Genomic DNA, 21990 nt, shown 5'->3' with positions numbered 1-21990 from the left:
TGCCGCGCACTTCAGCAAGGGGATGAGTGATGCGACTGGACTATCGGCAGGCTGTGCTGGCGTTGATCCTGGCCACCGGTGCAGCGCACGGGCAGGAGCCGGAGCCCCAGAAGCCCACGGCGCAGATGCAGGCCTACCTGGACGCCGTGGAGCGCGCCGAAGCCATCACCGATCCCCGCGAACGCTGCCTGGCGTATCCGGCACTGCCTGGCAACGACTGGCTGCCCGGGACGGCCGAAGCCCTGTGCGCCCTCATGGCCGAGGAAATCTCGCTGGACGAGATCGAGAAGACGCTGGACGGCGAGGACGGCGGCAAGGTGCTCGACGAGCGCTACGCGGCCTTGCTGGCGTCGCAGTTCCAGCCGCCGGCCCATCGCGACCGCATCTTCCGCGCGTACGACGTCTTCGACCACGGCGAACGCGCTGGCCGTCTCGCGCAACGCTGGGTGGAGCAGTCGCCCAAGAGCACGTATGCCCGGACCGCGCGCGCGTGGCACCTGGTCGACGCGGGGTGGGAGGCGCGTGGCAAGGCACGGATGAAGGACACGTCCGCACAGCGCGTGCAGCGAATGAACGAACTGTTCGCCCAGGCCATACCGGACCTGGATTTCGCAATGAAGAAGAACCCGCGGCTGCTGCCGGCCTGCGATCGCCTGATCGCCATCGGCGCCAGCAGCAGCGACCTCGCACAGCGCGTGGGCATGCAGGCCTGCCTGAAGGCGGACGCCGCATCCTACCGGGTGATGTCGAGCCTGCTCTGGGCCGAACAGCCGCGCTGGGGCGGTTCGCTGGAAGGGATGCGCCACCTGGTGGCGATGGCGCGGGCGCGCGAGCAGGACAACCCCGCGCTGGGCGCGTTGCGTGGGAACGAGATGGGCCAGGAGGCCTCGCAGCACCCGGAGCGGGCGGAGATGGCGCCGGTGCTGGAACAGACGGCGCGATTGTCGCCCAGCTACTTGGATGCCACCGCGCGCGCGGTGAAAAACCTGGGACGGTATTGGGACAGCGTGATGTATGCCTCGCAGGCCATCCGTTTCAATCCCAGGAGCAACATGGCGTATCAGGATCGCGCCCGTTCCCTGGAGATGCTGAACCATCTCGACCGCGCGCTTCCCGATGCCCGGCGTGCGGAGGAACTGGCCCCGAAGGACGGCTGGGGAGCGTACGAACTGGGCTCGGTCCTGCGCAGGCTCAAGCGCTTCGAGGAGGCACGTGCCGCGTTCAAGCGCGCGATGGATGATACCGACACCCGCGAGTCCGCGAACGAAATGATCTGCGAGAGCTACTGGCTCGAACAGAATGTCGCGGCGCAGGCGGCGTGCGCGAAGGAGATGCTGGCCGAGTTTCCGCGCAACGGTGAGGCATGGCGCCTGCTGGCCCTGGCACTCAAGGACCTGGGTGACCCCGGTGCCCATGATGCCGCGGAGCGGTTCCTGGCATTCGCCGATCCGGCAAACTGGACCAATCACGCCTATTTTGTCGACTACATCAAGGGCTGGCTGGCCAGCAAGCCGAAGCCGAAGGCAGCGACGCAAGCCGCGCCCGCGAACGGCGCCAAGTAAGCGGACAGGACGTCGGCACCGCGCCCGCTTCAGCGGGCACGGGCCTCGCACGCGCGGTAGCGCGTCTCCACGCGTTGCGCGAACCATTCCGTCGTCAGGCGGCGGGTGATTTTCGGGCTGTCGAGGCGGATGCCGGGCAGGCGTGCACGGGGCAGGCGCCGGCCCGCTCGCTTTTCGGCCAATGCGAACACGCGCAGGTAGAGGTCGGACTTTTCGAAGTCGAACTGGCCGCCCTGCCGTAGCGCGCGGCGGATTTCGTCGTGATCGAGCTGGAGGGATCCCGCGAGCGAGCGCACCGCGGCTTCGGTTGCGCCGACTGCGTCGGAGCCATGCGCGACCAGGTCGCCGTCCAGGGACAGCGCGATGCCGCTGGCCTGGCTCACCGCCGCCTGGAAGGCTGCATTGCGGCTGGCGTAGTGGCCTGCGTTGAAGTCGGCGAACCGGTAGAGGTGTCGCGTGTAGGTGTTGGGGTACTTGAGCAGGTGCGCAATGCCGAAGTACATCCCGCCACGGCGGCTGAAAACCTCGCGTCGCAGCGTTCCGGCCATCGGGTAGGGATAGGGGCGCGCGCGGACCTGGCGCTGGGCGTAGTCGATGCTGACCTGCATCGGTCCGCCGGTGCGGACCGGGTTGCCGCGCTCGAGCAGGCGCTGGCCGAATGAGGGCGCGCGCGCGGCCAGCTCCTCATACAACGCGCTGAGTTCGCGCTCGGTGCGCACGGCCGCCAGCTTGTCGCCATAGCTGCGCCCATCCGGCGCCTTGATCAGCAGCAGGCCCCTCACGGCCAGGGCCGGCACGCCCTTGGCACGCGCGCGTCGTTCGATCTCGGCGCGCGCGATCCTACCCAGGCCTTCGACGGGCGGATCGGCCTTGTAGCCCGATTCCTGTTCCGTCACGGCCAACACGGCGCACAGGTTCGCGGTCGTGGGCGGAAGCTCCAGTAACTGGAAGGCGGACTGGATGTCGGCTGCCCACCCGGCGCGATCAGCCAGCGTCGAGGGCAGCAGCCGCCGAATCTGCGCGCGCACCTGCTCGGGGGTCGGCTGGTATCGGGGCGCCGGCGGTTGGCAGGCCGTGATTAGCATCGCGGCAACGAGCAGGCCGGTTGCCAGGCGCCGCCCGTTGCGCGTGCGCAGGGGGCGGAAGAGCACGCGGAGGATGGGCGACATCCGGGCAGCCTATCGGACGCACAAACCACGCGGCGCAACGCCCAGTGAACGAGAGTTAGCCGCGTGGGCGAATCCTGTTTCCCTGGCCCGCACCGCCGCATCGAACGCGGCCTGCGCACACGCGTCGATATACATCGCGACCGGGCCTGGGGCAGCATGGGGGCCCCTCCCGTCGGCGACGCCATGCCCCCGCGCCCAGCTCCGACCCGCGTGGCCCTGATCGGCTATGGCTTCGCCGGCCGCACCTTCCACGCGCCCCTCATCCAGGCCGTGCCGGCGTTGTCGCTGGTGGTTGTCGCTTCGCGCGATGCGGCGCGCGTGCACGCCGATCTGCCGCAGGTGGACGTCATTGCCGATCCGCTGGCGGCGATTGCCGATCCGCGCGTGCAGCTGGTGGTGATCGCCTCGCCCAACCAGAGCCATGCGCCGCTCGCGCGTGCGGCGCTCGCCGCCGGCCGGCACGTGGTGGTCGACAAGCCGGTCACCCCCACACTGGCCGAGGCCTGCGAGCTGGCCACGCTGGCCCGCCATCAGGACCGGGTGCTGTCGGTGTTCCACAACCGCCGCTGGGATAGCGACTTCCTGGCGGTGCGCGAGGCCATCGCGAGCGGCCTGATCGGCGAGCCCGTGCACTTGGAATCGCGCATCGAGCGCTTCCGCCCCGACGTTCGGGCGCGGTGGCGCGAGCAGGCCGGGCCCGCCAGCGGTCTGTGGTGGGATCTGGGCCCGCACCTGGTCGATCAGGCACTGCTGTTGCTGGGCCGGCCCGATTCCGTACTGGCCAGCCTGTCGGCCCAGCGTGGCGGCGCCGTGACCGACGACTGGGCGCACGTCCTGCTGGCCTACGGCAGCCGGCGCGTGGTGCTGCACGCCGGCATGCTGGCGGCCGGCGCGGGCGCCCGCTTCGTGGTCCATGGCACGCGGGGCAGCCTGGTGAAGCAGGGCGCCGATCGTCAGGAGGCCCAACTCATGGCCGGCCTGCGCCCGGGTGACCCACGATGGGGCGAGGATCCGGACCCGCTGGTCTGGCACGACGCGGAGGGCGGAGTTCATCGGCGGCCCGTGCCGCGAGGCGACCAGTCGCGCTTCTACGCCGGGTTGGCGGCGGCGGTCCGCGGTGAAGGCGAGAATCCGGTGTCGCCGGTGCAGATGCTCGATGTCATGGCGGTGATGGAGGCCGCGGTCGATGCCGCGGCTTCCGGGTGTGCGCGGGTGCCAGCGTGGGTGGACCCGCGCTAGAAGCGCTCGCTCACCGGCAGATAGCGCCACTGGCGCACCGGCATCTTGCCCAGCGGCACCTTGCCGATGCGGATGCGGCGGATGGCCACGACCTGCAGGCCGACCTGCGCGCACATCTCGCGCAGCTGGCCGGGTTGTACCGCCTTGATGGCGAATCGCAGCCGGATCTCGTTCTGCCAGCTGACCTTGCAGGGCGGCAGCTCGCGACCACGAAAGCGCAGGCCATGATTGAGGCGGTGCAGGCCGTAGGGTGCGATGTCGCCCGCGACCTCCACGATGAATTCCTGCTCGATGCGGTCGGCATCTTCCGTCAGCCGGCGCCACACGCGTCCGTCCTGCGACAGCACCATCAGCCCGCTGGCATCGTTGTCGAGGTCGAACAACGGCGTGGGACGGACGAAATGCCGTTGCAGCAGGCGCATGCCGGTGGGGTCCTCGGCCCAGCGCGATTCCGGCGTGAGCAGTGCGGCGGCCGGGCGCGGACCGGCGATGGTGTCGTAGCCCGGTGGCTTGTGCAGCAGGAACGTCGCCGGTTCGGAATCCTCGAGCACCGCATGGGGGGTCCAGCTCGACGCGTTCGTCCGACACCATCAGCTGCGGAGCATCGACCACCTTGCCGTCCACGCGTACCCAGCCGCCTTCGATATAGCGTTCGGCATCGGCGCGGGAGCAGCGCGCCAGTTCGGACACGCGGCGGGACAGGCGGACAGGTTCGGACATGGCGCCGGCGCGGAAGGGGGGCGGGTAGTGTAGGGATGTGGCGTGATCGCTGCGCGCGATTGCGCGCCCAAGCGCCCGCTGGTCCCCTCGAACCTACTTTCCGGCGCCACCGCCACCGCCGGGCACGGGCTCGAGCGAGGCCAGGTAGGCCCACACCGCGCGCAGCTCGACATCTTCCATCCGACTGTATGAGCGCCACGGCATCATCGGGTCCACCGCGCGGCCGTCGGGCCTGAGGCCGGTATGCATCAGGCGCAGGAAATCCGTCTCCGACCAGTCCGCCAGGCCAGTCGCATGGGGGGTGAGGTTGGCCGACGGCGGCGTACCCGGTTCGACCACCAGCCCGCCGGTGAAGTCGCTTCGATGGCAACCCGTGCATACCTGGGCGACGTAGCGGCCGTACTCGACGGTCGGCGCCACCGGCGGCGCCTGGCGCAGGCGGGGCGCATGGTCGACCGATTCGGCAGGTAGCAGGGGCAGCTTGCCCAGTGTGTGCAGCACGCGTCCGATCGGGCCGACAACACTGCGGCCGGGATCGTTGGCGCGCATCGGCAGGGTGCGCATGTACAGCACCAGGGCGCCGACGTCCTGGTCATCGAGCTGGGCGTAGTCGCCGGTGGGCATGATCATCAGCGGCGTACCGTCGGGACGGACCCCGTGGCGGATCGCCGCGGCAAGGGCGTCGTCGGTGTAGGCCGGCACGTGCACCGCACGGGTGAGATTCGTTGGCACGACCCTCATCAGGCCCGGCTCGTCGATCAGCACCCGGCCTTCGCCCTGCCGGCCGTGGCAATCCGCGCAGCCCCGCGTGGCGAACAGATGCTCGCCGCGGGCGAGGGTGCCCGCGTCCCGGGTGATCTTCAAAGGCGGGTCATTGATCGCATAGGTGCGCTCCAGTGCGCGGCCGGTCAGTGCCCATGAGACGGCCACGAGCGTCCCTGCCGCGAGCACGGCGACGCCCACGACCATTGCCACCCATTTCATCCCACGTCGCATGTCCGGCCCTCCACGAAGCTAAAGGGGGATACGCACAAGCGACCGGTGGCAGGCCAGCCAGACGTTGGGGCGCGGCGACAATCCTGGCGTCCTGGCGGGTAGATGACCGCGCAGGGCGGCGTCCGGAGCAGGCGACACGGAGGTTCGGGCCTGGCCGAGGCGTACTTCCGGCACCTTCGTCCGCGGGCCACGACGGGCATCATCCGCCAGCCTGCCACCACCCTCGATTCCTTCGCATCCGGAGTATCCGATGTCCAAGTCCACCCGCTGGCCGCTGGGGCTGCTGGCTCTCGCCGCGCTTTCCGCCTGCAACAACACGACGGCTCCGACCGCGCAGGCGCCGGAACCCGTCGCCGCCGGGGCCCCGTCCGAAGTAGCGTCCCCCCAGCCCGCGGCGTCGCCGCAGACCGATGCCGCTTACGTGCTGACCATGGACAACGTGACGGCCTATTTCGCCGCACAGGCAGGCCTGGCCCGGGCGGCCGCCAGTGATCCTGCGCTCGAGGATCTCTCCATGAACCTCTCGCGGGAAGACAGCGCGCAGTACGCGGCGCGCCTAAAAGCCAACGCGAAGGTGCGCGGGATCATCGAGCAATCGGGCATGTCGACCCGTGAGTTCGCCCTCACCGGCGAAACACTGATGGCCGCGCTGATGACGCAGGGCGCCCTGGATGCCGGCCAGCTCAAGGCGATTCCGGAGGGCATCGATCCGGCCTCGGTGCAGTTCGTGAAGCAGAACAAGGCCCGGATCGAGGCACTGATGAAGCAGTTGCAGGGCGCCGGCTGACGGCAGCCCGGGGGCTGCCCCAATAGCCATTCCGATGCGGCCCCGATGCACACGCACCGGGACCGTCTCGCTCACGTGGCCGGCATTTCCGGAATGGGCAGGCACTCCATGACTTCGACCCCATCCCCCGGGAAGATCGCGAAGTGTGGATGGGACTCGAACAGCTTTGCCGCGGCCTCATGCGACGGAGCCCGCACGACCGTATATGCGGCCAGGTTGTTGCGGATGTCGGCGATCCCTTCGCCGGAGATCCGCTTGGTCTTTCCCAGCGGTGCGCCGTGGTCGATGATCGCAGACGCATTCTTCTCGACCCAGGCTTGCCACGCCTGCATGCCTTCCTTTTCCCTGGCCTGGCGTTGCGCGCCATCCAGGGATTTCCACGCGTCCATGCCGTCCTGCGTGCCGGTAAATACGGCAAGAAACGTCTTCATGCTGCTTCCTTCGGCCCAGATTTGAAGATCAGCAGACGGTAGCGGACCCGGCGTCACCGCAGTGCGCAAAAGCAGGGGTTTTGGCCGCACGGCCGGCTGCATGCGCGGCCGCCGCATGCAGCTCCCTGGCTGGACCGTTTGGCTGGCAAACCCGGCCCGCACAGCATCACCGCGATTCACGGCCATTGAACCGATGTTCGCGTACGGTCACCGTCCCGCATTCCGAGGACTTCCCATGGCCGGCAAGCGGATCGCCATCCTCGCCACCGACGGTTTCGAACAGTCCGAACTCATGGACCCCCGCGCGCAGCTCAAGCAGGCTGGTTACGCGGTCGATGTCATTTCTCCCAAGGGCGGACAGATCCGCGGATGGAAGGACAAGGACTGGGGCGACTCGGTGCCCGTCGACGTGGAACTGGGGCAGGCTTCCTCGGACGACTACGACGCGCTCGTGCTGCCTGGCGGCCAGATCAATCCCGACCGGCTGCGCATGGTGCCCGAGGCCGTCGAATTCGTGCGTGCCTTCGATCGCGCCGGCAAGCCCCTGGCCGCAATCTGCCACGGCCCCTGGCTCCTGGTGGAGTCGGGCGCGGCGAACGGCCGCGAAGTCACGTCCTGGCCTTCGGTACGCACGGACTTGGAGAACGCGGGTGCGCGCTGGAAGGATGCGGAAGTGGTCACCGACGGCCACATCATCACCAGCCGCAAGCCGGCCGACATCCCCGCGTTCACCCAGGCGGTGATCAACGCGGTGGGCTGAAGGCGCGACGCGTGGTGCTGCCGCCACCCACCTGCGGCTGTCGGCCGCGAGGGCGGGCCGCCGGCAACGCTGCGAACCGGATCCGGCACGGATCGAGACCGGGCGACTCGAAGATCGACTTCTTTCAAGGAGCATTGCATGGAAACGCAGGAACTCCACCGCGGACGACTGATCGACCATGTGCAGCTGGTCGTCAAGGACCTGCCCGCCAGCCAGGCGTTCTACACCGCGATCCTCGACGTGCTGGGGGTGCCCGTGGGCGGCACTGGCGAGGACTACTTCTGGGCCGACGAGCTGTTTGTTTCCACCGCCGGTAGCGAGGCGGCGCAGGGCAAGCTGACGGGCCGGCACCACCTGGCCTTCCAGGCTCGCGACCGCGCCATGGTGGACGCGTTCCACCGGGCAGCGCTCGCCCACGGTGGCCGCGACAACGGCGCGCCGGGCGAGCGCGAATATCACCCGGGCTATTACGCCGCATTCGCCCTGGATCCCGACGGAAACAACATCGAGGCGGTCCACCATGGCGACGCCCAGCGCAGTTCGGCGTCGGTAAAGATCTCGTTCTAGGCGTCGACGGCGTGCCCGACGAGCGCATGGGCCTTGTCGTCCAAGCACGCCCGGAGCCTGCGCGCATTGCCATCGACCGGTATCGGTCGGCGTTGGCTCCTTCCGCGGCGGCCCAGCCGTCCCCCGGCCCCGTCGCCGCGCGCATCTGGCCAAAACAGCCGGACTCGTGCGTAGAATCCGGGCAACACCCGACGCGGAACACGCATGAAGCCCCAGATCCAGAAACCCACCGCCGCCTTCATCGGCGCTTCCTGGCTGGCGCTGCTGATCGGCGCGACCACCTACCTGGCGGGGTTGTGGAGCGCGCCGATGCAGCTCAACGAGAAGGGCTATTACTTCACCATCCTGATGTACGGGCTGTTCTCCGCGGTATCGCTGCAGAAATCCGTGCGCGACCGGCTCGAGGGCACCTACGTCACCCCGATCTATTTCGGCCTGTGCTGGATGTCGCTGGGTATTGCCCTGCTGCTGCTGATGGTGGGCCTGTGGAATGCGCAGCTCAGTGGCACCGAGAAGGGCTTCTATGCGATGGCCTTCGTGTTGAGCCTGTTCGCCGCGGTGGCCGTGCAGAAGAACGTCCGGGACGTGGCCGTGTTCGATGCGGAGTCCCGCGGTGAGACGCACGGCATCGGATCGCGCGCCGCCGAATGAACCCGATACGGCGAGGCGGGCGCCGCCGCGCATCGCCTTGTCGTCCGGCCGGTTGAGCGCGGGCTTGACCCGTCGTTGACTTCCTCCAAGCGCACCATGGGGACACTGCCATCTCCAGCCGGGGCCCGATGACCGACGACCACCTGCGCGTACGTTCCGGTTCCCTGGTCGCCCACCGCCTGTGGGATGTGGCGGACACGATCGATCTGGCCCGGGCGGAACGCCTGTGGTCCTCGCACGAGGGGCGCGAGGCGCGCCGGATCCAGCTTGGCGCCGCCGCCGCCAGGAAACTGGCTTTCGAGGTGCCACCTGCGCAGTTGCTGCTGTCGCCGGTTCCCCTCGTCCTGGATGGCCGGCCCGCGCGCGCGCATGCCAGCGCGCGGCTGTACGACTTCGGCGTCATCGCCATTGCCCTGCGGGTGGACGTCGCCGACGTCGAATGGGCCGGCTTCACCGCACAATGCAACGCGCTCGACCACGCGGTGGGCGCCACCGCGCAGGTGGACGTCTGGACTCCGGTGCTGGAAGCCGTGCTGGAGGTGATCGCCCCCGCGGTCAGGCGACCGGCCACGCACCGGCTGGAGGAGGACTACCTGTTTGCCCTCGTGCGCAGTTTCGATACGCCACTCACCGGCGCCCAGGTGCAGGAGCGGGCGGACCTGGCGGCGCTGCTGTCGGGCGAAACGCGGCCGCTTTCGCAACAGGAATCATCGGAAGTCACCGCCCAGTCGTTCTCCTACTTCGAAGATGACCTGGTGGTGGTGACCTGGGACCGCGCCTTCGTCTATGAGCCGCGGGGTGACACCGATGTCACCGACATCCTCGAAGTCGCCAATGCCCAGCTGCTGGAGATGCGCTACTACGACGAGTTGCTCGACGACGAGCTGCCGACCATGTACGACCTGGTCGAGAACGCCCGCGGCGGGCTGTCCCTGCTCGCTTCGCGCCGTGCGGCGAGGCTTGCCCGCAAGCTCTACAGCCTGGTGGCCGAAGTCACCGAGCTGACCGAGCGCGTGGACAACACGCTGCAGGTCACCGAGGACGTCTACCTGGCCCGCATCCACACGGCCACGCTGGAGCTGTTCCGCGTTCCCAAGCTGAGCGCCGCCGTCGACCGCAAACTTTCCATCATCCGCGAGACCTGTGTTTCGCTCTATGAGGAAGCCGCCAGCCGGCGTGCCGAACTGCTGGAAGTGGCAATCGTGCTGCTGATCATGTTCGAGATCGTGCTGGCCCTCGTGCGGCACTAGCCGCCGCGGGCTGATCGAGACGGCAGGGGTAGGGAACACTGTCAGGCGCCCGCCCTCGGGCCCGGCCATTGGGGCGCGAATCAGGCGGTCGCGTCGTCGGCCATGGCCTCGACCAACCGCCTCCTCGCAGCAGGCGGTGTTGAGCACGCAGCAGCGTGCTCGCCCCCTCGGGTGGGGGCACTCGGAGCCTGCGCCGGCATCGAAGTCGATGCCTGGCGAGGCGGACCGCGGCTCTACTGGCTGCTGTCGGGCGTCGAGCCCGGTTCGGCAGGTGTTACGGGCGGCTTGGAAGCTGCCTTCTTGGCCTGCTTTTCATCCTGCTTCTTCTTCTTGGCCAGTTCGCGCTGGCGCTTCTCGAACGAGTAGTTGGGTTTTGCCATGTTGTGGAAATTCCTCGGGCGGTGGGAAACGGAACGTGTGTGGTCAGTTCAACTTGGACGGACGGCGGTAGCTGAGCAGGCGGCCGCGCGAGGCACCGCGATGTTCGCCGAAATCGGGACTGCGCTCGCAGCACAGATACCCCTGTTCCAGCATCGAACGGGTGAATCCGCCGCGCTGGCCGCGACCGGGGTCGGCGATCATCACCAGCGCGTCGGGATGTGCATGCCGCAGCATCACGGCCGCCAGCTGCACCCCATGGTCTCGCTCGTACAGGATATCGCTACCGATGATCAGGTCGAAACGCCCTAGGGTGGCATCCGGGGCAGTCCAGGGCAGGTCGCGGTAGCAGATGGGCGACAGCCCGTTGAGGATCGCGTTGTGCTGCAGGAACTCGTTGGCGAGCGGATGGTGGTCGCTGGCGGTGATATCCGCGCCCCGGTGCTTGAGCACCAGGCTGGACAGCCCCAGGCCACAGCCGAGCTCCAGGATCCGACGTCCCCCCAGTTCGATCTCGCTCATGGCCTGCGCAAGCACCTGGCCGGCGGGCCAGTGCTGGCCGAACAGGCACCACTGCGCGGACGAGATGCCGGCGCGGTGCGCCAGACCGTCACGGTCCGCGTACTGTTGCTTGTCGCTCAGCATGCGCAGGCGGTAATCGTGACCGCCCACCTGCACGGTGAGGTTTCGGGTGGCATAGCCAGGCACGGGGAGGGGGCTCGCACGGAGGCGCCGCGGTGATCGAACAGGGCGGCGCGAGGAGGGATGCGAAGCGGTCGGCGGCCAGGCCAACGGTAACGCGCGTGAGGAGCAAATTGCGTGTGGCTCGTCCATCGTACGCGCTTGCGCAGGATGGCGGAAATGCGTTTTTGCGCTGCAACGGCAGCGTCGTGTGGATCATATGTCGCGGCTGCGCCACCTTCAGGCAAACGGGCGCATACTGCCTTACCTATTGTGGAGCGCCTGCGTGAAGCCTCAGATTGCAATGTTCAAGTTCACGCTCGGTACTGGTCAGAGCATTGGTCCGGTGGCCCTGCAGACCCTGTGGATACGGGCCTGCCAGAGTCCCGACGTGAGCGTGGGGCGACAGCCCGCGCGCTTTGGAGCCGAGGATCGACCCACCTATGCGCTCTACGCCTCGCAGCACCTGGAGGATCTTCCGCAGATCGAGCTGCGCCTGCGTCGCCTGCTCGAGGAGTCCAAGCTGCGCTTCTCACTGGTGCCGATGCATCGCTGACCCCAACGGGGCGCTTCGTGGCGCGGGCGGCTTGTAGCCGTTCCGGCTGGCCGCGAAGGCCTCTGGTCATCGGCTCCAAAGAAGAAAGCCCGGCTCGCGCCGGGCTTTCGTTCTCTGGCAGCGCCGCGCGAACGCAGCGCGCCTGGATCAGATCGTCTGGACCGAGTCGGCCTGGAGACCCTTCTGGCCACGGGTGACGACAAAGCTCACCTTCTGGCCTTCCTGCAGGCTCTTGAAGCCCGAGGACTCGATCGCGCGGAAATGCACGAACACATCTTCACCATTCTCACGGGCGATGAAGCCAAAGCCCTTAGCGTCGTTGAACCACTTTACGGTACCGGTTTCACGGTCGGACATCGTTGTAACTCCTGATCGGACAGAACTGGGAGCCGCGTTGCGCGGCGGGGGGCTGGCAGAAAGGAGGAAGCGAGGGACAACGATGTAGTGGATCTACAAACATCGGGCCACGTTTCTTGTGACCCCTGACGACTCAGCACCGCCACGGTAACCCCTGTGGGCTGTTTACGCAAACACTACAATCGGGCCGGCCTGTCCCCCCGTGGACTGCGGCGGGCGGGCTGCACCGCCTCAGGCGCGCAGTCAGATAGCCCCGGGTGGCGATCCTGCACACTCAGCCGGCCCGTCCGTGCCCGCTTTCACCCGCCCGCGCCCGGGCGCGACCGAGACTGGCGGGCATGCGGCTTCCCGGCGACCTGCTCACCGCTGACCCCTGGGTCCTGGCATTCCGGGTGCTGGAACCGGCGCCCGATCGCCCGCGGCGGCTGCTCGTGCTGCTGCACGGCGTGGATGGCGACGAGCTGCAGATGGCCGGCCTGGGCGGGCGTGCGGACGGCGACACGCATGTCGTGCTGGCGCGCGGACCCCGTTCGATCGCGGGAGACCGCCAGGGCTGGTTCCGCGAGGGACACGGTGAGGACCAGACACCGGACGTGGTCGTCGAGGAAGCCCTGGAGAGTCGCGCCCGGCTTCTCGAGTTCGTCGGCCAGCTTCAGCAGCGCTTCGGGCTGGAGGCGGCGCAGACAGTGATCGGCGGGTTCAGCCAGGGTGCGATGCTGTGCGCCGGCGCCGCGCTGCATGCGCCGGGCGGGCAGGGCGGCGTGGTCATGCTGGCCGGGCGGTTGCTGCCGGCATTCGACCCGGCGGCAGGGCCGGCCGGCCACGCGTCATCGCTGCGCGTGCTGATCGTGCACGGGTGCGACGACGCCATCGTGCCAGTGGAAGCAGCGCGCGACGCACAGCGGAAGTGGGCCACCCGGGGCGCAGACGTGGAGCTGGACGTGACCGCCGATGCGCACGAACTCAGTGCGGCGATGGAGGACGCCTTCGCGGCATGGTGGCGGCGCGGCTTTGCGGAACGCTCGCCGAGGCCACCCGGTTCGCCGTGAGCGGCCTCGGCCGAATGCGCCTCCGGCAGCGTCACGCAGCCCGCCGGCGGCAGGTTTAGGCTGTGGCCGATGAGCGGACCCGACTCACTGCCCGGCAATGGCGGATGCCTGTGTGGCGCCGTGCGCTACGAACTGCGCGCCCCGCCGGCGCTGGCGGGGTACTGCCACTGCTCCCTTTGCCGGCACGCGTCGGGCGCGCCGGTGCTGGTGTTCGCCACGGTGGCGCGTGTGGACTTCGCGTTCGTGCGCGGGCAACCGCGCTGCTTCCCGTCCACGTCTTTCGGCCGTCGCTGGTTCTGTGCCGACTGCGGCACGCAGCTGTGCATGCAGGTGGACCACGAACCGGACACCACCGACGTGACCGTCGCGTCCATGGACGACGCCGATCCCGTGTCGCCCACTTTCCATATCTGGTATGCATCGCGCCTGGCGTGGTTCGATACCGCCGACACGTTGCATCGGTACCCGCACGCGCGTACGTCCAACGCGGGGGAGTAGGGCGTCGTCGCTGCGGGCCGGCGTCCGAAATGCCCGGCATTTGTTGGCGGCGTGCCTGCGTCGGGTGTCCAGGCGCAGCATCGCCGCGATGGCCTGGATTCCTGTCGGGCGCGCCGCGATGCCCTGCATTTCCAGGCGTTGGAGTCGCGCCGGCGGCATCGGGGGAAGACGCTCCTGGCGGCCCCTGCCAAACGCCGTGGTGACTTTGCGCAGTCGTTGCGACGCATCGCCCGGATGAGTCTGGTCTCCCCACAAGGAGCCCCGATCCATGCGAAGCGTGCACGCGATCATGCTGTGCGGACTGCTCGCGACGACCACCGCCGCGGCGGGCGGGTCCGCCCAGGACCCGCTCGCGCCCTGCGCGCGCATTGACGAGATCCGCGTGCCCGACGAACTGCACGTCGACGCGGATCTGGTCGTCTATGCGCCCAGTTCCGCGCCGCGCTTGACCGTGACCCGCCAGAGGATCGAACTGGGCGGTCGACGTTTCGAAGACCCCACCGTCGGCCCGTACCACGCTGCGCTGCAGGCATTCCTGACGCAATCGCGCTCGATGGCGGCGGTCACCCGCACGATGCTCAACCGTGGCCGGTACGCGCAGGTCGCGTCGGCCAGGTGCCGGCGCGTGCTGGAGTTGCGCGCGGCCGGGTTGGCGGTGGAGCAGCGATTCCCGGGCTTCGTCTCACCCGTCCGCATCAGGCTGAAGTAGCAGCGCCGCCCGGCGCCGCCCGGAACATCAGAACGTCCCGCTCACCGCGAACGAGAAGATCGGGCCGATGCGGCGGTCGCGCTTCTCGATGAAGTCGATCGGCCCGGTGCGGCGGTCGACGTAGACCACCCGGTCCCACATGCTGCGCGCGTCGGTCAGGTTGCCCGCGTTGAAGCGCAGCGTCATGCCGTGGAAGTTCTTGCGTTCGATGAAGAGGCTGCCCCAGATCGGGCCCTCCCAGACGCGGCCGACTTCGCTCAGCCGGTAGTCGCGCGAGTAGAACGAATAGTCCAGGTTGCCGCCCCAGGCCCAGTTCGTGCCGGGGATATCGTGGCGCAGGCCCAGTTCCGCCAGGTCCTTGAGGTTGTTGCTGATCGGGCGGTCCTCACCCGTCAGCGGATCACGCACTTCGCTTTCCTCCCACTGCCAGCGCGCGTTGACCTTGGCGCCGTGCCAGCCCAGCGGTTCGAGCTGGAAGGTGCCCTTCCATTCGAAGCCATGTCGGGTGGCGCTGTCCAGGTTGCCCGGGCTCTCCCCGTCCTCCCCGATGGGAATGGTGTCGACGATGTCGTCGATGCGATGCGCGTAAAGACGCAGGCTGGTATTGCCCCAGGCGCCCAGGTCGCGCACGGCTTCGGCCTCCAGCTCCCAGGACTGCGGCGGCACCAGGTCGGGATTGCCGGCGTTGGTCTGATCGTCGTTGAGGTCGACGGAGGCCAGGAAGTCGTAGAAATCGAGCTGGCCGACACGTCGTTGCAGCTTGAAATTCAGGTCCAGCTTCGGCGCGGCCTTCCACACGAGCGATACCGAGCCCTTGGGGCGCCGGAAGCTGCGCGCCAGGCCGCCGGCGCCAGTCTGTTCGATGCGCGAATACTCCGCGCCCAGGCTGGTCTGCAGGGTGACCGTGGGCGTGAGCGCGCGCCCGTAGGAGCCCATCACCTCGTAGCGATCTTCCTGCACCGTGGCCGTTCCGCCGGGCAGCACGACTTCGTTGTAGACACCGGATTCGTCGAGGGTGAAAAGGGCGGCCGCGCTGACCAGGCGGTTGAACGCGTATTCGCCCGACACCTGCCAGTCGCCCGCGGCCTTCCATCGATATTCACTGCGCGCGATGCGCTCGGTTTCCTCGCCGTCGCGCGTGAAGCGCTGCCCCTGCGTCGGCGTGCCATCGTCGAAGCGGGTTTCCACCTGGTCCATGATCGGCGAATGGGTGAAGCGGTTGAGGCCGATGAATTTCAGCCGCCCCGGGCCAAAGGCCCACTCGTAGTCCCCACCCAGTTCGTAGTTGTGTCCGCCTTCCTCCGAGCGCACGCTGCGTTCACGCTGGGGCAGGCCAGGGCCGGTGCGCGTGCCGTCTTCCACGTAGTCGTAGAAGATGCGCTGCCACGACAGGTCCAGGTTGCCGATGTCGCCGTCAGCGTTCTGGTAGCCCAGTTCGAGGCTGACGCGGGGCCGGTCGATTTCGCCGGTCCATTCGTCGTCGCGGAACTCACGGAAACTGCCGTCGGCATTGAAGATGTCCGTCCCGCCACCGGCGCCGCTGTGGTTGGCCTGGTTGGTCAGGCCGAGCGTCCAGTCCAGTCCGCCCCGCGCCCCACTGAGCGCGATCTCGCCGCGGGTGTACTGCGGGTTGGTGTAGTACTTGCGGAAATCCGGCCGCCACGCCCACGAGCCGCGGACGCCTTCGGCCTTCGTCACCACGTTGGCGACCTCGCCCGACAGTCCGGGGATGTCGAGCGTGGCGCCGTCGCGGATCTCGATCCGCACCACGTTGCCGGCCGGGATGCGGCTGAGCTGGCCCACGACGTCGTTGGACTTGCCCGACAGGCGCTGGCCGTTCAGCAGGACGTTGCCGGTAGCCTGGCCCAGCCCGCGCTCCTGCACCGGTTCGCGGATCACGAAGCCCGGCACCTGTTCAAGCATGTCCAGCGCGCTGCGCGGCGCATAGCGGCTGAAGTCGGCGGGAGCATAGGTCCGCGCACCTTCGACGGCGGGCGCGACGGGAGCATCCTGCGCGAACGCAAGCGGAGGGCACATGAGCAGTGCAGCGCACAGCGCAGTTCGGACGTGGTTCGACATCGGCGGCTGATCCCCTGGGTTCCTGGACATTCGCACGCGCTGGCTGGCGCGGTCGTGTGCCAGATGGGATGCGGCGGGTACAGCAGGCGTTTAAGGTCGGAAACCGATAGCCGCGCTGGCGGCCCGCAAGCCTGTCGCGTTCAGGCTGTGGCTGCGCGGGGCGTGGGTTTGGTGGGATCGCGTCCAGCGGGCACGTCGCTCCGAGGCACCGCGCGCACGGCGGCCCGCTGACCACGTGCCTAGGCGGCATGCCTGTCTGGTCCGCGCGGGCCAACATCCCTTTCGGGAGGCGCAGCCACGCGATGATTCCCGCCCCCTGGGCGATGGCACCCAGCCGTTCGGGATGCCAGGCCAACCGCGCGCCGTGGTCGACCTGCCGGGCCGTGGTCACCGGGACGAAGGCTTGTCCGTGCTGGCACGTCGTGGGCGCGAGCGCGACGTAGCGGCCCCGGTCCGGCCACGAGCAGGCGTGGATGTGCCGGCGACGTTGGGTGACTTCGCGGGCTTCTTTCTCGCGGCTGGCGCAGGCGGCGTGGCGGCCGTGGTCCTGGATGCCGGGGCTTTTCGGGCCGGTCGCGCGGACTTGGGCGCCGCCGTCTTCTTGGCCGTCTTCTTGGCGACTTCGGAGCGCAGCGGCTTTTCGGCCTCGTCATCCCGCTGGCACCCGGTTCGCCTGCGCGTGCCCCCACCGCCCATCTCCAACTCCACCCATGTCGGTGCGTGGTCGCTGGCACCGTCCAACCCGCGCACCCAGCGGTCCACGCCGGCGGCCTTCAGGCACGGGGCGAGCGGGGGACTGAGCAGCAGGTGATCGATCCGCAGGCCGGCGTCGCGCGGCCAGTGCTGGCGGAAGTAGTCCCAGAAAGTGAAGATCTTTTCGTCCGGATGCAGCGTGCGGAGGGCATCGGTCCAACCCTGGTCCAGCAGGCGCCGCCACGCCGCGCGGCTCTCCGGTTGCAGCAGGGCGTCGCGACGCCAGGATCGGGGGTTGTAGATGTCGAGCGTGTCGGTCGGCACGACGTTGTAGTCGCCCGCCAGGACGACCGGGTGCCCGGTGCCCAGCAACGTGCGCGCGTGGCCGATCAGGCGCTCGAACCAGCGCAGCTTGTAGTCGAACTTGGGCCCTGGCTGCGGATTGCCGTTGGGCAGGTACAGGCATCCGACCACCACGCCGTGCGCAACGGCCTCCAGGTAGCGGCTGTGGGTGTCGTCAGGATCGCCTGGCAGGCCTCGGCGCGATTCGATCGGCTTTGCGTCCCGCGCAAGGATGGCCACGCCATTCCAGGATCGCTGTCCCTGCCAGCGTGCGCCATATCCGGCCTTCTCGATCTGCGCCGCGGGAAAGCCTTCGTCTGCCGCCTTGAGTTCCTGCAGGCACACGATGTCGGGCCGTTCGCGCTCCAGCCATTGCAGCAGGTGCGGCAGCCTCGAGCGGATGCCGTTCACGTTGAAGGTCGCGATGCGCAGACGGGGCATGCCGGACTCCAGCCGGGAAACGCGCGCGTTGTATCAGGTGTCCGGTGAGCCCGGCGTGCGATGCCGGGTTCGCCGGGTGCCCCGTTGTCGGGCAGGTGGCGTCAGGCCGGCTGCGCTGCGAAGCGGTCGGCGAGGGCGTCCGTCGCGCCTACCAGGGCATCGACGATGGCGGGGTCGGCGGCGCTGTGGCCGGCCAGGACGACACGCAGGTCGGCCTCGGGCCACGCGGTGGCCAGGTCCCAGGCCGCCTTCATCGGGCAGATGATGTCGTAGCGGCCGTGCACGATGGTCGCGGGCACGTGGCGGATGCGGTGCACGTCCCGCAGCAACTGGTCAGGCTGGAGGAACACCTGGTGCCGGAAGTAGTGCGCCTCGATGCGGGCGAGGGCCAGCGCGCTTTCGGGAGTGTCGAACTGGCCCGGTTCGTCCGGATCGTGCAGCAGCGTCGTGCTGCCGCCTTCCCAGTCGCTCCATGCCAGGGCGGCGGCCACACGTGCCTGCGCATCGTCGCCGTCCAGGCGTCGCCAGTAGGCCTCGATCATTTCGCCGCGTTCGACCTCGGGGATGTGGGCGAGGTATCGCGCCCAGCGCTCGGGAAAGATCCACGATGCGCCGCCGTCGAGTTCGTTGAACCAGCGGATCTCGCCGGCCCGTCCCAGGAATATCCCGCGGAGCACCAGGCCCAGCGCGCGGCCGGGATGGGCCTGTGAGTAGGCCAGCGCCAGCGTCGAGCCCCAGGAGCCACCGAACACCACCCAGCGTTCGACCTGCATCAGCTCGCGCACCGCTTCGATGTCGGCCACCAGGTGTGCGGTGGTGTTCTCGCGCAGTTCGGCGTGCGGCGTGGACTGGCCGGCGCCGCGCTGGTCGAACAGGATGATCCGGTAACGCTTCGGATCGAAGAACCGCCGGTGGTAGGGAGAGACGCCAGCACCCGGACCGCCGTGCAGAAAGATCACCGGCAGCCCGTCGGGCGAGCCGCACTCCTCCACATGCAGTTCATGCAGCGGGCTCACGCGCAGCCGTTGCGAGCGGTAGGGTTCGATCTCGGGGTAAAGCTCACGCATGGGGGCGGCGGGGGCAGCGGCGAGCCGCCAGCATAGCGCTGGCGCGGACGGCTGGCGCGCGACCGCCGACGCGTGGCTTCAGACGTAGCGCATGCGGCGGGTCATGCCGCCGTCCAGGACGAAATCCTGTCCGGTGACGAATCCCGAGCGCGCACTCAACAGGTACACCGCCATGTGTGCGATGTCATAAGGATCGCCTACCCGGCCCACCGGATGCTGCGCATGGTCACGCCGCGACAACTTCGGCTGGCGTCGGGCGGTCGGCTTGCGCCAGGCATCGGTGGGCACCCAGCCGGGGCTGATGGCATTGACGCGCACGGCCGGACCCTCGCTGATCGCCAGGGCATGAGTCAGGCCGATCAGCCCGGCCTTGGCGGCGGCGTACGGTTCGGTGTGCGGTTCCGATTGGCGTGCGCGCGTCGAGGCGATGTTGACGATCGCGCCCCGGCTGCGGCGAAGTGCCGGCAGTGCGTGCTTGCAGCACAGGAAGGCACCGGTGAGGTGACTGTCGAGCCACGCGCGCCAGCCCGCCATGTCCAGGCGGTCCATGGGACCGGCGTGCGGATCGGCCAGGCCGGCGTTGTTCACCAGGCCGTCGACGCCGCCCAGCCGGTCAGCGGCCTGCGCAACGAAGCGGCGCACCGAAGCTTCGCTGGTCACATCCAGCTGCAGGAAGATCGCGCATTCGCCTGCGGCCCATTCCGACAGGCAGGCCAGGCCGGCGACGCGATCCTTGTCGCCGATGGCCACGCGTCCGCCAGCGGCGAGCACGGCTTGGGCGATGGCGCGACCGATGCCCTGCGCGCCGCCCGTGACGAGCACCGCATGGCCGTCCAGCGGGTGCGCGTCGTAATCGGGCAGCGGCGGTGTCAGCGGCACGTCGGGGAACGGCGATCAGGAATTCTTGCGGGCCCATTCCTCGCCGCGACGCTGCATTTCCTGCGGACTGACGTCCTCGATGTGGGTGCCGAGCATCCACTTGTGGCCGAACGGATCGGCGACTGTACCCACGCGGTCGCCCCAGAACTGGTTCTGCACCGGCTGCAGGACCTTCGCGCCAGCCTTGACCGCGCGCTCGACGGCGGCGTCGGCATCAGGCACGTAGACCATGAAACTGCCGGTGGCGCCGCCACGACTGCTGGGGCTCAACGCATCCCAGTCAGGGTATTCGTCGGACAACATCAGCCGTGAATCGCCGATCTGTATTTCGGCGTGACCGATCTTGTCGCCCATCGGCAGCCGGTAATTCTCCTTGGCGCCGAAGGCTTCGCGGTAGAACTCGAGCGCCTTGGCCGCGTTGTCGACAACGACCGACGGCGTGATGCTGTGGTAGCCGCTCGGAGTCGGGGTGGTCATGGGAGCCCTCCGTTGTTTGGTCGAAACCCCAGTCTCTCTCCCGTGCGGTTATGCAGGCATGACTGCGCCGTGATGGCGGCCGGCGGACGGTTGCAACGGCCTACCTGCAGCGGGTGCGCACCAGCCCGCCGTCGCGATCGACGAGCGTGGCGTCGCCGGAGAGGCTGAAGCGGTAGCTGGCTTCGCGGGTCTGCCCTTCGCCGGTGAGCATGGCCACGAGCGTGACATCGTCGCCGTTGACGGCCACGCTCCTGATCGCGCCCTCGCTCTCGTGGAACTTCACCCGATCGCCGGACAGCACCAGTCGCGATTCGTGCCCGGGGACCGCACAGGCGGCCGTATCGATGGCCCAGGTGCCCTGGAAACGTGCGGGTAGTGCGGCTTCCACCGGTGGCATGGGCGTCGGTGCGGGAGCAGGTGGCGGCGCCGCAGGCGGGGGCGCGTCAGGCTTTGGCGCGGCGGGGGGTGCCGGCTGCGTGGATGTGGATGTCGAGGGTGCTGGCGCCTGCATGCACGCGGTGAGCAGGCAGGCCGCCATCGCGGCGGCCATCGTGATGGCGGGTGCGGCGCTCTTCATGGATCCCTCCGGCGGCCCATGGCCTGGCGATGAAGCGCTCGACGATAAACTCCGTGTGTGAGCGGCCGGTGGATATCCCCCGGGGGTCAGCGGCGTGCCATCCGCTCCCGGTCCAGCTGCATGAGGTAGCGGAACAGTTTGCTCTGCGCGCTCTCGGACAGGTCGACGAACCGGCACCCGGCCTGTTGCACGCTGGCGGCCCGCTGGGTGACTTCGCGGAGGTGGCAGATCTCGAGGTCGACTTCGAGGGCGCCGCCGTCGGGGACTTCCAGCCGGCAGCCGCGCAGTATTTCGCCCACTTCCAGGCGCATCGCACTCTCCGGCACCAGGACCGCCAGCCCGCCACCACCAATGTCGCGGATGGTCGCGCTGACGTGATCCCGACCCTCGGTCGGCGCGCGTGCCGGGATCCGGCAGCGCAGTTCGCCCGGCGGCGGTTCGCGACGCATGAGTTCGCGCCGCTGGAGATGCAGGATCCGCCCCGGCACGGGAACGCGCAGGGCCGGATGTCCCCCCTGAGTGTCCAGGTGGGCTGGACCCGCGCGGAAGCGCACGTGCACGCGGTCGAGATAGCTGTCGAAGGACAGCTGGGAGTGCCGCAGCAGGTCGTCGAGCAGGTGGCGTTGTCGGGGCACGTCCACCCACAGATGACGGGCGTCGACGGCCAGCAGCGCGCTGACCACGCCCTGGGATTCGGCGGCCCCCGCAGTGTCCGGCGCGACGGTGACCGAGACGGTGCAGCGCTGCTCGATCATCCGGCGCAGCAGCCCGAGGATGGCCGCGGGTTCACGCAGCTCGTAGCGCTCGTATGCGGATTCCTCCGCGATGTGCGGCATGTCGGCGGTGGCGTGTCGGTGGGGCATCCCGCCTCATTGACGGCGGCGGGCGTGGAATCTGAACTCCCGGTCAGACAGCCATTGTGGCACCTGCCACCGGGCGACCGATCCACCTCCTTCTCCACCTCCATCGGCACATCGGAATCCTGTCGTCATGACGCGAACCTCACCAAGCTGACTAATCCAAGCGGCCGGAGCTTACAGATTCAGGTTGCACTCGTATCCTGCCCCGGTGCTCG

At 68.8% G+C, this 21990-nt stretch carries 24 protein-coding genes and 1 pseudogene; 11 read left to right on the top strand and 14 right to left on the bottom strand.

Annotated elements, in window-relative coordinates; all coding sequences use genetic code 11:
* Nucleotides 1–29: 29 nt before the first annotated feature.
* Nucleotides 30–1562 carry a tetratricopeptide repeat protein gene (locus I8J32_RS14230; RefSeq protein WP_200615725.1) on the top strand — a complete coding sequence of 511 codons (1533 nt, stop codon included), beginning with the start codon at nucleotides 30–32 and terminating at the stop codon, nucleotides 1560–1562.
* 29 nt (nucleotides 1563–1591) lie between these two features.
* On the opposite strand, the gene I8J32_RS14225 is transcribed toward I8J32_RS14230, so the two are convergent.
* Nucleotides 1592–2647: a DUF1615 domain-containing protein gene (locus I8J32_RS14225; RefSeq protein WP_245156525.1), complete on the bottom strand. Its 1056-nt coding sequence runs from the start codon at nucleotides 2645–2647 to the stop codon at nucleotides 1592–1594.
* A 267-nt stretch (nucleotides 2648–2914) separates the two neighbouring features.
* On the opposite strand from I8J32_RS14225, the gene I8J32_RS14220 reads away from it, so the two are divergent.
* Entirely contained in the window at nucleotides 2915–3970 is a 1056-nt protein-coding gene (locus I8J32_RS14220; protein ID WP_200615723.1) for an oxidoreductase, read from the top strand.
* On the opposite strand, the pseudogene I8J32_RS14215 reads toward I8J32_RS14220, so the two are convergent.
* Together I8J32_RS14215 and I8J32_RS14210 are read right to left on the bottom strand one after the other, a co-directional pair.
* Nucleotides 3967–4690 (bottom strand): annotated as a pseudogene (locus I8J32_RS14215) (rRNA pseudouridine synthase). The gene I8J32_RS14220 and the pseudogene I8J32_RS14215 overlap by 4 nt on opposite strands.
* A 93-nt stretch (nucleotides 4691–4783) precedes the next feature.
* Complete coding sequence (locus I8J32_RS14210; RefSeq protein ID WP_200615721.1) at nucleotides 4784–5674, bottom strand: c-type cytochrome; 891 nt, start codon at nucleotides 5672–5674, stop codon at nucleotides 4784–4786.
* Nucleotides 5675–5936: 262 nt separating this feature from the next.
* On the opposite strand from I8J32_RS14210, the gene I8J32_RS14205 reads away from it, so the two are divergent.
* Nucleotides 5937–6473: a hypothetical protein gene (locus I8J32_RS14205; RefSeq protein ID WP_200615720.1), complete on the top strand. Its 537-nt coding sequence runs from the start codon at nucleotides 5937–5939 to the stop codon at nucleotides 6471–6473.
* Between the two features lie 71 nt (nucleotides 6474–6544).
* Here I8J32_RS14205 and I8J32_RS14200 read toward each other — a convergent pair whose 3' ends face one another.
* Nucleotides 6545–6904 (bottom strand): hypothetical protein, encoded by a 360-nt coding sequence (locus tag I8J32_RS14200; protein WP_207526637.1) that lies wholly within the window; start codon nucleotides 6902–6904, stop codon nucleotides 6545–6547.
* A gap of 235 nt (nucleotides 6905–7139) precedes the next feature.
* Here I8J32_RS14200 and I8J32_RS14195 point away from each other — a divergent pair, with 235 nt between their 5' ends.
* The 4 genes from I8J32_RS14195 (at nucleotide 7140) to I8J32_RS14180 (ending at nucleotide 10132) form a co-directional block, all read left to right on the top strand.
* Nucleotides 7140–7664 (top strand): type 1 glutamine amidotransferase domain-containing protein, encoded by a 525-nt coding sequence (locus I8J32_RS14195; RefSeq protein WP_200615717.1) that lies wholly within the window; start codon nucleotides 7140–7142, stop codon nucleotides 7662–7664.
* Between the two features lie 138 nt (nucleotides 7665–7802).
* Nucleotides 7803–8231, top strand: a complete 429-nt coding sequence (locus tag I8J32_RS14190; protein ID WP_207526636.1) for a VOC family protein — start codon at nucleotides 7803–7805, stop codon at nucleotides 8229–8231.
* A gap of 204 nt (nucleotides 8232–8435) precedes the next feature.
* The gene (gene yiaA, locus I8J32_RS14185) at nucleotides 8436–8882 is read left to right on the top strand and encodes an inner membrane protein YiaA (RefSeq protein ID WP_200615714.1); all 447 of its coding nucleotides are present in this window, start codon (nucleotides 8436–8438) and stop codon (nucleotides 8880–8882) included.
* A 128-nt stretch (nucleotides 8883–9010) separates the two neighbouring features.
* On the top strand, nucleotides 9011–10132 hold the full coding sequence (locus I8J32_RS14180; RefSeq protein WP_245156341.1) for a hypothetical protein: 1122 nt from the start codon (nucleotides 9011–9013) through the stop codon (nucleotides 10130–10132).
* Between the two features lie 233 nt (nucleotides 10133–10365).
* Here I8J32_RS14180 and I8J32_RS14175 read toward each other — a convergent pair whose 3' ends face one another.
* Nucleotides 10366–10512, bottom strand: a complete 147-nt coding sequence (locus I8J32_RS14175) for a hypothetical protein (RefSeq protein ID WP_200615713.1) — start codon at nucleotides 10510–10512, stop codon at nucleotides 10366–10368.
* A 43-nt stretch (nucleotides 10513–10555) separates the two neighbouring features.
* Complete coding sequence (locus I8J32_RS14170; protein WP_200615710.1) at nucleotides 10556–11218, bottom strand: class I SAM-dependent methyltransferase; 663 nt, start codon at nucleotides 11216–11218, stop codon at nucleotides 10556–10558.
* Between the two features lie 259 nt (nucleotides 11219–11477).
* Between I8J32_RS14170 and I8J32_RS14165 the strand changes: the two genes are divergently transcribed.
* On the top strand, nucleotides 11478–11747 hold the full coding sequence (locus I8J32_RS14165; protein WP_200615709.1) for a hypothetical protein: 270 nt from the start codon (nucleotides 11478–11480) through the stop codon (nucleotides 11745–11747).
* Between the two features lie 147 nt (nucleotides 11748–11894).
* On the opposite strand, the gene I8J32_RS14160 is transcribed toward I8J32_RS14165, so the two are convergent.
* Nucleotides 11895–12104 (bottom strand): cold-shock protein, encoded by a 210-nt coding sequence (locus I8J32_RS14160; RefSeq protein ID WP_200615708.1) that lies wholly within the window; start codon nucleotides 12102–12104, stop codon nucleotides 11895–11897.
* Between the two features lie 257 nt (nucleotides 12105–12361).
* Here I8J32_RS14160 and I8J32_RS14155 point away from each other — a divergent pair, with 257 nt between their 5' ends.
* From I8J32_RS14155 to I8J32_RS14145, 3 genes are all read left to right on the top strand, one after another.
* The gene (locus I8J32_RS14155) at nucleotides 12362–13153 is read left to right on the top strand and encodes an alpha/beta hydrolase (RefSeq protein WP_200615707.1); all 792 of its coding nucleotides are present in this window, start codon (nucleotides 12362–12364) and stop codon (nucleotides 13151–13153) included.
* A gap of 69 nt (nucleotides 13154–13222) precedes the next feature.
* Complete coding sequence (locus I8J32_RS14150) at nucleotides 13223–13651, top strand: GFA family protein (protein WP_200615706.1); 429 nt, start codon at nucleotides 13223–13225, stop codon at nucleotides 13649–13651.
* A 268-nt stretch (nucleotides 13652–13919) separates the two neighbouring features.
* A complete protein-coding gene (locus tag I8J32_RS14145) occupies nucleotides 13920–14360 on the top strand; it encodes a hypothetical protein (protein ID WP_207526635.1) in 441 nt (146 codons plus the stop codon).
* 27 nt (nucleotides 14361–14387) lie between these two features.
* Here I8J32_RS14145 and I8J32_RS14140 read toward each other — a convergent pair whose 3' ends face one another.
* From I8J32_RS14140 to I8J32_RS14110, 7 genes are all read right to left on the bottom strand, one after another.
* On the bottom strand, nucleotides 14388–16397 hold the full coding sequence (locus I8J32_RS14140; RefSeq protein ID WP_200615704.1) for a TonB-dependent receptor plug domain-containing protein: 2010 nt from the start codon (nucleotides 16395–16397) through the stop codon (nucleotides 14388–14390).
* Between the two features lie 429 nt (nucleotides 16398–16826).
* Nucleotides 16827–17915 (bottom strand): exodeoxyribonuclease III, encoded by a 1089-nt coding sequence (gene xth, locus I8J32_RS14135; protein WP_200615703.1) that lies wholly within the window; start codon nucleotides 17913–17915, stop codon nucleotides 16827–16829.
* Between the two features lie 101 nt (nucleotides 17916–18016).
* Entirely contained in the window at nucleotides 18017–18982 is a 966-nt protein-coding gene (pip, locus tag I8J32_RS14130) for a prolyl aminopeptidase (RefSeq protein ID WP_200615702.1), read from the bottom strand.
* Nucleotides 18983–19060: 78 nt separating this feature from the next.
* The gene (locus I8J32_RS14125; RefSeq protein ID WP_200615701.1) at nucleotides 19061–19861 is read right to left on the bottom strand and encodes an SDR family oxidoreductase; all 801 of its coding nucleotides are present in this window, start codon (nucleotides 19859–19861) and stop codon (nucleotides 19061–19063) included.
* Nucleotides 19862–19876: 15 nt separating this feature from the next.
* Nucleotides 19877–20338, bottom strand: a complete 462-nt coding sequence (locus tag I8J32_RS14120; protein WP_200615700.1) for a VOC family protein — start codon at nucleotides 20336–20338, stop codon at nucleotides 19877–19879.
* Between the two features lie 100 nt (nucleotides 20339–20438).
* Entirely contained in the window at nucleotides 20439–20915 is a 477-nt protein-coding gene (locus I8J32_RS14115; RefSeq protein ID WP_200615699.1) for a hypothetical protein, read from the bottom strand.
* A gap of 86 nt (nucleotides 20916–21001) precedes the next feature.
* Nucleotides 21002–21778 carry a flagellar brake protein gene (locus I8J32_RS14110; RefSeq protein WP_200615698.1) on the bottom strand — a complete coding sequence of 259 codons (777 nt, stop codon included), beginning with the start codon at nucleotides 21776–21778 and terminating at the stop codon, nucleotides 21002–21004.
* Nucleotides 21779–21990: the final 212 nt, after the last annotated feature.

The organism is Lysobacter solisilvae (assembly GCF_016613535.2).
Taxonomy (GTDB): Bacteria; Pseudomonadota; Gammaproteobacteria; order Xanthomonadales; family Xanthomonadaceae; genus Agrilutibacter; species Agrilutibacter solisilvae.
This window is presented reverse-complemented; position numbering and strand designations above follow the sequence as displayed.